At 65.4% G+C, this 6,701-nt stretch carries 9 protein-coding genes; 4 read left to right on the top strand and 5 right to left on the bottom strand.

The window, feature by feature from the left end:
- The first annotated feature begins 152 nt into the window (after positions 1-152).
- Positions 153-1,115 (top strand): histidine decarboxylase, pyruvoyl type, encoded by a 963-nt coding sequence (gene hdcA / locus ACWKY3_RS11960; RefSeq protein WP_449316632.1) that lies wholly within the window; start codon positions 153-155, stop codon positions 1,113-1,115.
- 6 nt (positions 1,116-1,121) lie between these two features.
- Positions 1,122-2,681 carry a basic amino acid/polyamine antiporter gene (locus ACWKY3_RS11955; RefSeq protein ID WP_449316631.1) on the top strand — a complete coding sequence of 520 codons (1,560 nt, stop codon included), beginning with the start codon at positions 1,122-1,124 and terminating at the stop codon, positions 2,679-2,681.
- Between the two features lie 70 nt (positions 2,682-2,751).
- Here the strand turns inward: ACWKY3_RS11955 and ACWKY3_RS11950 are convergent, their stop codons facing one another.
- Both ACWKY3_RS11950 and bilS read right to left on the bottom strand, forming a co-directional pair.
- Positions 2,752-3,018, bottom strand: coding sequence for a TfoX/Sxy family protein (locus tag ACWKY3_RS11950; RefSeq protein ID WP_449316630.1), 267 nt, complete (start codon positions 3,016-3,018; stop codon positions 2,752-2,754).
- A 30-nt stretch (positions 3,019-3,048) separates the two neighbouring features.
- A complete protein-coding gene (bilS, locus tag ACWKY3_RS11945) occupies positions 3,049-3,564 on the bottom strand; it encodes a flavodoxin family protein BilS (protein ID WP_449316629.1) in 516 nt (171 codons plus the stop codon).
- Positions 3,565-3,970: 406 nt separating this feature from the next.
- Here bilS and dtd point away from each other — a divergent pair, with 406 nt between their 5' ends.
- Positions 3,971-4,417, top strand: a complete 447-nt coding sequence (dtd, locus tag ACWKY3_RS11940) for a D-aminoacyl-tRNA deacylase (RefSeq protein WP_449316628.1) — start codon at positions 3,971-3,973, stop codon at positions 4,415-4,417.
- A gap of 144 nt (positions 4,418-4,561) precedes the next feature.
- On the opposite strand, the gene ACWKY3_RS11935 is transcribed toward dtd, so the two are convergent.
- A complete protein-coding gene (locus ACWKY3_RS11935; protein WP_449316627.1) occupies positions 4,562-4,924 on the bottom strand; it encodes an arsenate reductase family protein in 363 nt (120 codons plus the stop codon).
- Positions 4,925-5,257: 333 nt separating this feature from the next.
- Between ACWKY3_RS11935 and ACWKY3_RS11930 the strand changes: the two genes are divergently transcribed.
- Positions 5,258-6,049, top strand: a complete 792-nt coding sequence (locus ACWKY3_RS11930) for an EFR1 family ferrodoxin (protein WP_449316626.1) — start codon at positions 5,258-5,260, stop codon at positions 6,047-6,049.
- Between the two features lie 12 nt (positions 6,050-6,061).
- On the opposite strand, the gene ACWKY3_RS11925 is transcribed toward ACWKY3_RS11930, so the two are convergent.
- Both ACWKY3_RS11925 and ACWKY3_RS11920 read right to left on the bottom strand, forming a co-directional pair.
- Entirely contained in the window at positions 6,062-6,508 is a 447-nt protein-coding gene (locus ACWKY3_RS11925; protein WP_449316625.1) for a PIN domain-containing protein, read from the bottom strand.
- Positions 6,492-6,701 (bottom strand): hypothetical protein (locus tag ACWKY3_RS11920; RefSeq protein ID WP_449316624.1); only part of this gene is annotated, 210 nt, incomplete at its 5' end. The genes ACWKY3_RS11925 and ACWKY3_RS11920, both read right to left, overlap by 17 nt.

Genomic DNA, 6,701 nt, shown 5'->3' with positions numbered 1-6,701 from the left:
CAGACGTAAGATTTCAAGGACGCTTCGTCCGCGCAACGTGATGGCAGCGTCCCGGGTATGGCTCTTCATCGGACGCGCAATGCGCAGAGGAGGACGCGCGCCGGCCCCTACAATCGGCGCCTGTCCGATTCCGACGAAAGGAGCCCCACCCCATGAAAAGCCTCGAGAAGCGGCGCAACCGCACCATCGCCCGGACGCACAACCGGCGCACGGTCATGCGCGCGCCCCACATCGACAAGACGGCCATCAGCCCCTACGACGACTACTGCGACGGCTACGGCATGCCCGGCGCCTACGGCAACGGCTACGTGTCGGTGCTCAAGGTGTCGGCCGGCACCGTCCAGAAAACGAGCGACGCGCTCATAGACGGCATCGTCACCTACGACAAGGCCGAAACGGCCGACGCCTACATCGGGCAGATCAACATGCTCACGGCCTCGTCGTTTTGCGGCATGGCCGGCCAGGTGTGGGGCTACGACCTCGCCCGCCACGACGCGATAGCCTCCAACACGGGCAAGCCGCTGTTCACGGAAAAGCAGTTCGACGGCAGCGAGCTTGAGGTGTTCGACGCCCAGCCTCTGCTCGACGCCGGCGTGGAGTTGTTCGGCACCGCCGAGAACCGCCGCTTCCATCCCCTGCCCGGCGCGCACGTCATCTGCGCGAACAAGGGCGTGACGGCCTACCGCCCGAAGGAGGACCGCCCGCTTCGCGCAGACGCGGGCGAAGCCTACGGCGTGTGGTCGTTCATCGCCATCTCGCTGTCCGCGGACCGCGACTTCGCCGCCGACCTGTTCATCGAGGACGCCGGCGTGTGGACGGAAAACGACAGCGAGGAGGACATGCTGGCCTACCTGGAGCGCCATCGCCGCGAGATCGTCTGGTCCGTCATCGAGTGCGGGCGCGATTCCAGCGTGCTGTTCGAGCGCACCTACGTGGCGTTCGCCCACCGCATGATGAGGCCGGGCGAGATAGGCGACGCCATCACCGTGGGGCCCTACGTCACCCTCGCGCGCGACGCCGTGCCCGCCACCGGCTTCGCATCTCTCAACAACCTGCAGCTGTCCGAGTGGCTTGAGCAGATGGACTTCGAGCCGCTCACGGACCTGCCGAGGTAGCGCGCCATGGCCGCCAACACAACGCCCGCCACAGGCGGCGCGCCCGCAAGCACGCCCGCCGGCGGCGCCGGCCCCAACCCTGCCGGCAACGCCGCGCCCGCCGCGCCTTCCGACGACGCCAAGAAAGTCGGGCTCATAGGCCTTGTGGGCATCGTTATCAGCGCCATGATCGGCGGGGGCATCTACAACCTCCCGCAGAACATGGCCGCCGACGCCTCCGCAGGCGCCATCATCATCGCCTGGGTGGTCACGGGCGTGGGCATCTGGTTCATCGCCAACACGTTCCGCATCCTCTCGGCCGCCCGGCCCGAACTCACCAACGGCCTGTACTCCTACGCCGAGAAAGGGTTCGGCAAGCTCATCGGCTTCTTCGTGGCCTACGGGTACTGGATCTGCAACTGCTTCGCGCTCGTGGCGTACGCCGTGCTGATCATGGCCACGCTCAACTACTTCGTGCCGGACTTCGCGGGCGGCAACAACGTGCCGTCCATCATCGGCGGGTCCGTCATCACATGGATCATGTACGCGCTCGCCCTGCGCGGCGCGAAGTCCACGAGCTTCTTGAACATCATCGGCACCATCGGCAAGCTGCTGCCTGTGCTCATCTTCATCGTGGCGGTGGCCACGGTGTTCAAGCTCTCGGTGTTTCTGGAGGGTTTTTGGGGCACAGGCGGCGGCGTGGATCTGTCCTTCAGCTTCGACAACGTCATGCCGCAGGTGGCGTCCACCATGCTGGTCACGCTCTGGCTGTTTTTGGGCATCGAGGGTGCTGTGGTGGTGTCGGGCAAGGCGAAGTCGCAGGCAGCCGTGCGCAAGGCCACGACCATCGGCTTTCTGGTCACGCTTGCGCTCTACATCGTTGTGTCGCTTCTGCCGCTCGGCGTGTACTCGCAGGCCGACATCGGCGCCATGGCCGACCCGTCCATGGCGGCCATCATGCTGGACAAGTTCGGCAGCTGGGGCGAGATCATGGTGAACGCCGGCGTCATCGTCTCGGTGCTGAGCTCGTGGCTCGTGTGGATGCTCATGCTGGGCGAGATGCCGCTGGCCGCCTCGAAAAGCGGCATCTTCCCCAAGGCGTTCGCCAAGGAGAACAAGCAGGGCTCGCCCTCCACGGCGCTTCTGTGGACGACCATCGTCATCCAGGCGGTCCTCATCGTCTCGTTCTTCATCGGCAGCAACGCCTGGACCACCATGATCAGCATCACCAGCGTCATGGCGCTGCCCTGCTACCTGTTCTGCACGTTGTTCCTGTTCAAGATCGCGTGCAAGAAGGACTACCCGGAGGGCATCTTCGCCAGTCGCGGCATGGCGGTGTTCACGGGCGCGGCGGGGTCGCTTTACGGGCTGTGGCTCGTCTACGCCGCCGGGTTGAACTACCTCATGGTGGCATGCATCGTCTACGCCGTGGGCTTGCCTTTGTACATCGTGGGCGTGCGGCAGCATAACCCGCAGGCGAAGCTGTTCGCCAAGACGTCGGACAAGGTCATCGTGGGCGTGGTGCTGGCCCTCGGCGTGGCCGGAGCCGTCTACTCCGTCATCACGTTCGGGCACGTGAAGCTCTAAGCGCCTCCCGTCTTTGCAGGTGCGCCGCGCGGCTCCGAGCGCGCGGCGTGCCCACCGGCCCGTCGGCGCGTCACGCGTCGGCGGGCCGATTCGCGTTCGCGAATTCCTTCAGCTGCTGCTTGCGCGCCGGATCCAGCTCCTTTTTGGGAATACCCCGCACCGCGCCTTCGAGCGCGTAGAGCATGTGCAGGCACGCGCCCGGATCGATGGTCCGCACCTTGAGCCACGCCCGCTCGGCTCCAAGCGCCACCAGATCCTCGGACGCCTCGACGCCCGCCTCCATCAGGCGCTCGGCCAGATGCGGACCGATGTTGGGCAAATCGGCGAGGTTCGCCATGGTCGTCCCCGTTCCGTCTGCTTCGTCGTTTCAGCCGATCGCTTGAACTTTCGCACGCAGACGCGCCAGGTCGTCGGCGTTGGGATGCGAGGCAGCCTCGTCGAAATTCTCTATGAGCTGGGCCATGCGCGCGGCCTGGGCCGGATTCTCCTCCGCTTGGCGCTCATAGCGGGTGCGCACGCTTTGAGGCATGCGCCCTTGGCACATGAACGAACCCGCGATCCGCGCCGAAGCAGGCAGATGGGCGGCCGCACGCGCAGCCACGCCCGCGAAATACGTCTCGTCCGCACCGAAGCCAGCCGTTCCGAACAAGAACACCTCCTTGTCCTCAAGCGAGGCCAGAAGCTCGGCCATCTCGTCGGAACAGTCGCCGCGATTCGTCCAAAAGCCCGCGTACACGCGTCCGGCCCGATCAACGGCCGACGCGTCCACCTCGCCCACGCGTCCGAACGCAAGGTGCCCCTCTTCGGGCAGCGCATCGGCCACGGCGTGCGCAAGCGCCTCGGTGTTGCCGGTGCCGCTGTCGTACACGATGGCGTAATCCATGCTCCGTCCTTTCCCGCAATCTCGCGCGAGCGCAACGCCGCCGCAAGCGCCTTCAATCTGGCCTCCGTTATACACTCCGGTGCCCGCCCGGTAAACACGGCGCACACAACCGACACGCCGCAGCAGGCAAGCAGAGCACCGGAGCCAAGCCGGCGGACGCGCCCGGGTCCCATTCAAGGCGGCGAACGGCGCCGGCTGCGAATTCGTCGCTATCACACGTGCGCGACACCAAGCACGCGCAAACCGACAGCGATGGACGACCACACTACTGCCAAAGGCAGTTCAACGCGGTACGCACACGGCACACGCAGCCCTCGGCAACCCGGCGGCAGGCGGCAGGCGGCGGCCAAGCGCATGCTATACTGGCAGGTCGAAAACCCTAAAAGCATCGAAGGCAGGAGGCGGCATGCGGGCGGTCGTTCAGCGCGTCAAGCGCGCGCAGGTGGATATAGATGGGCAAACGGTCGGCGAGATAGGGCGCGGCCTTGTCATCTTGCTCGGCGTTGGCCACGACGACGCAGAGGCCGAAGTCGAGCGCCTCTGGGGCAAGATAGCCCGCCTGCGCATCTTCGAGGACGCCGACGGCAAGACGAACCTCTCGCTTGCGGATGTGGGCGGAGAGGTGCTCATCGTGTCGCAGTTCACCCTGTTCGCCAGCTGCAAGAAGGGAAACCGCCCCTCGTTCACGCAGGCCGGCGCGCCCGACGAGGCGAACCGCCTCTACGAGCTGTTCGTGGAGCGCGCCCGGCGCGACGTGCCGCACGTGGAAACGGGGCGCTTCGGCGCGCAGATGGACGTGAGCCTTGTGAACGACGGCCCCTTCACCCTCTGGCTCGACACCGATGCGCTCTAGCCCCGGCTGGCGCGGCGCGCCCATCGGCCGCGCTTGAGCCTCAACCGAAACGCCATGCCAGCCGACGCGCTCCGGCCCGGCCTGCTCTGTTTTGGTTCGGCGCGTCGCACCCGCGACGCGCTCTAGCCCCGGCAGTATGCTGCGCTAGAGCAGCGCGGCCTCCCACTCGGCTTCCTTGAAGCCCACCAGCACGAAGTCCTTCCCCACCACGATGGGGCGCTTCACCAGCATGCCGTTCTCGGCCAAAAGCGCGTACGCCTCCGTATCGGCCATGCCGGCGTCCAAAAGCGCCTTCACGTTGCGCTCGCGGTAGAGCATGCCGCTCGTGTTGAAGAAGCGGCGCAGCGGCAGCCCGCTTTTCGCATGCCACGCCGCCAGCTCGTCGGCCGTGGGATTGTCCTCCACAATGTGCCGGTCCGCATACGCCACGTTGTGCGCATCGAGCCACGCCTTCGCCTTCTTGCAGGTGGTGCACTTCGGGTACTCCACGAACAGCACTTCCGCCATGGAATCCTCCTCGCTTTTCGCATCCGCGTCTTCCGCCAATCATACCAGACCGCGCGAACCGGAACGAATGTTTCACGTGAAACATTCCAACCCCGATCGGCCGCCGCCCTGCGCTAAAGCCGCGCGGAAGCGACGCGCGGCGCGGCGCCCCGCAGCCCGCCCTCCGCGATTTGCGGCTCGCCCTCGCAGCTCGCCCTTGCAGTTCGCGGCTCGGCCTTGCGGTTCGCGGCTTGCGCGCATGCCGCTCGAAACGCCTGCGTGTCGAAGCGGGCAGGCGCAGGGGCGCTTTGCTATACTGGACGGGGGTACGAACGCACGCAGAAAGGACGCACCATGATCTTCTACTTTTCCGGCACCGGCAACTCGCTGGCCGCTGCCCGGATCATCGCCGAGGAGACGGGCGATATGCTGGTCAACATCGGCGCGGCGTGCAAGTACAAGGACTTCGACTTCACCCTTGAGCAGGAAGAGCCCCTTGGGTTCGTGTTCCCCACCTACGACGCGACCACGCCCGCCATCGTGGACGAGTTCGTCCGCCGCGCCAACTTCCGCACCGGCAACAAGGAGGCGTTCGCGCCGTGCTACTGCTTCGCGGTCGTCACCTGCGGCGGGTTCGTGGGCAACACCGCGCGCTCGTTCGCCAAGCGGCTTTTGCGCAGGCAGGGCATCAATCTGGACGCCTCGTTCAGCGTGAGGTCCGTGGGCAACTGCGCCTACCTCTACGACCCCGCCCAAGGAGAGGAGCGCGCCGCGCGGCTCTCCCAAGCCGACGCCGAAGCGCGTCGCATAGCGTTGCGCATCAAGGCCCGCGAGCAGGTCCGCGCCGAGCACCGCCATCCCTTCGGCGTGCTGACGTCCCTGGTCATGGACCGAGACGAAAAGGCCTGCTCCACCAAGAAATTCCACACGCTGCCCACCTGCATCGGCTGCGGACAGTGCGCCGACCTCTGCCCCACCAACACCATCACGCTCATCGAGGGAACCCCGCGCTGGGCCGAGATGGGCTGCACCCGGTGCCTGGCCTGCCTTCACCGCTGCCCCACCAGCGCCATCCAATACGGGAAGAGCACCGAAGCCCGCAGCCGCTACACCAATCCCGTCCTCGCCGAAAGGGAGGACGCGTAAGAATGCCCCATGCTACCAGTCGATCATTTCGTAGACGATGCCATAATCCTCTTCGAGCATCGTGAAAAACGATGGCGCATCCATTGCCGGTATTTTCGAACGTTTGAACCCGCCCGCATCGCGCGTGATGATGTAGTCTGCTTTCACCTTCTCGGCGCATACGGCGATCAGGCAGTCTTCGAAATCGGGCCATGATCGCTCCGCCGCTTTGCGAATATCGCCTTCGTCCACCGAGCACACCCTCACAAACGAGAGGCTTTCGAAAAACATGTCCTGAAGCTTCTCAGAGCCGACGGCCCTGCGCAGCAGGCAGAACGCATCTGTGTACGACTCGGCCGAAGCCCACAGCTCAGCATATCCCGTCATCTGCAAAGCGTTGATCAGCTCCCACTGATCGCAAAACGGCCGTCGCGCCCCGAGGTAGTCCACGAGAACGTTCGTGTCAAGCAAGAGCTTCATACTTCTCCCTCATCGCCTCCTCCAGCAAGTCCTTGTACGACTTGCCTTGCCAAAACGATTCCGGGACAGCGTACGTCGCTCGCTCGCCCCGCTCCCTCAACGTCTGCTTTTGCTCGTCGGTCAACCTTATGACGCGCGGCTTGAGCTCGCGAGCCTCAACCGGCAACTCCTCCCGCTCGAGAACGTATCGGTA

Source organism: Rubneribacter sp. (genome assembly GCF_965361815.1).
This window is presented reverse-complemented; position numbering and strand designations above follow the sequence as displayed.

What these genes read in the sequence shown, in the direction of transcription:
- hdcA (WP_449316632.1), top strand. Translation starts at nt 153, where the DNA reads ATGAAAAGCCTCGAGAAGCGGCGCAACCGCACCATCGCCCGGACGCAC.
- ACWKY3_RS11955 (WP_449316631.1), top strand. Translation starts at nt 1,122, where the DNA reads ATGGCCGCCAACACAACGCCCGCCACAGGCGGCGCGCCCGCAAGCACG.
- ACWKY3_RS11950 (WP_449316630.1), bottom strand. Translation starts at nt 3,018, where the DNA reads ATGGCGAACCTCGCCGATTTGCCCAACATCGGTCCGCATCTGGCCGAG.
- bilS (WP_449316629.1), bottom strand. Translation starts at nt 3,564, where the DNA reads ATGGATTACGCCATCGTGTACGACAGCGGCACCGGCAACACCGAGGCG.
- dtd (WP_449316628.1), top strand. Translation starts at nt 3,971, where the DNA reads ATGCGGGCGGTCGTTCAGCGCGTCAAGCGCGCGCAGGTGGATATAGAT.
- ACWKY3_RS11935 (WP_449316627.1), bottom strand. Translation starts at nt 4,924, where the DNA reads ATGGCGGAAGTGCTGTTCGTGGAGTACCCGAAGTGCACCACCTGCAAG.
- ACWKY3_RS11930 (WP_449316626.1), top strand. Translation starts at nt 5,258, where the DNA reads ATGATCTTCTACTTTTCCGGCACCGGCAACTCGCTGGCCGCTGCCCGG.
- ACWKY3_RS11925 (WP_449316625.1), bottom strand. Translation starts at nt 6,508, where the DNA reads ATGAAGCTCTTGCTTGACACGAACGTTCTCGTGGACTACCTCGGGGCG.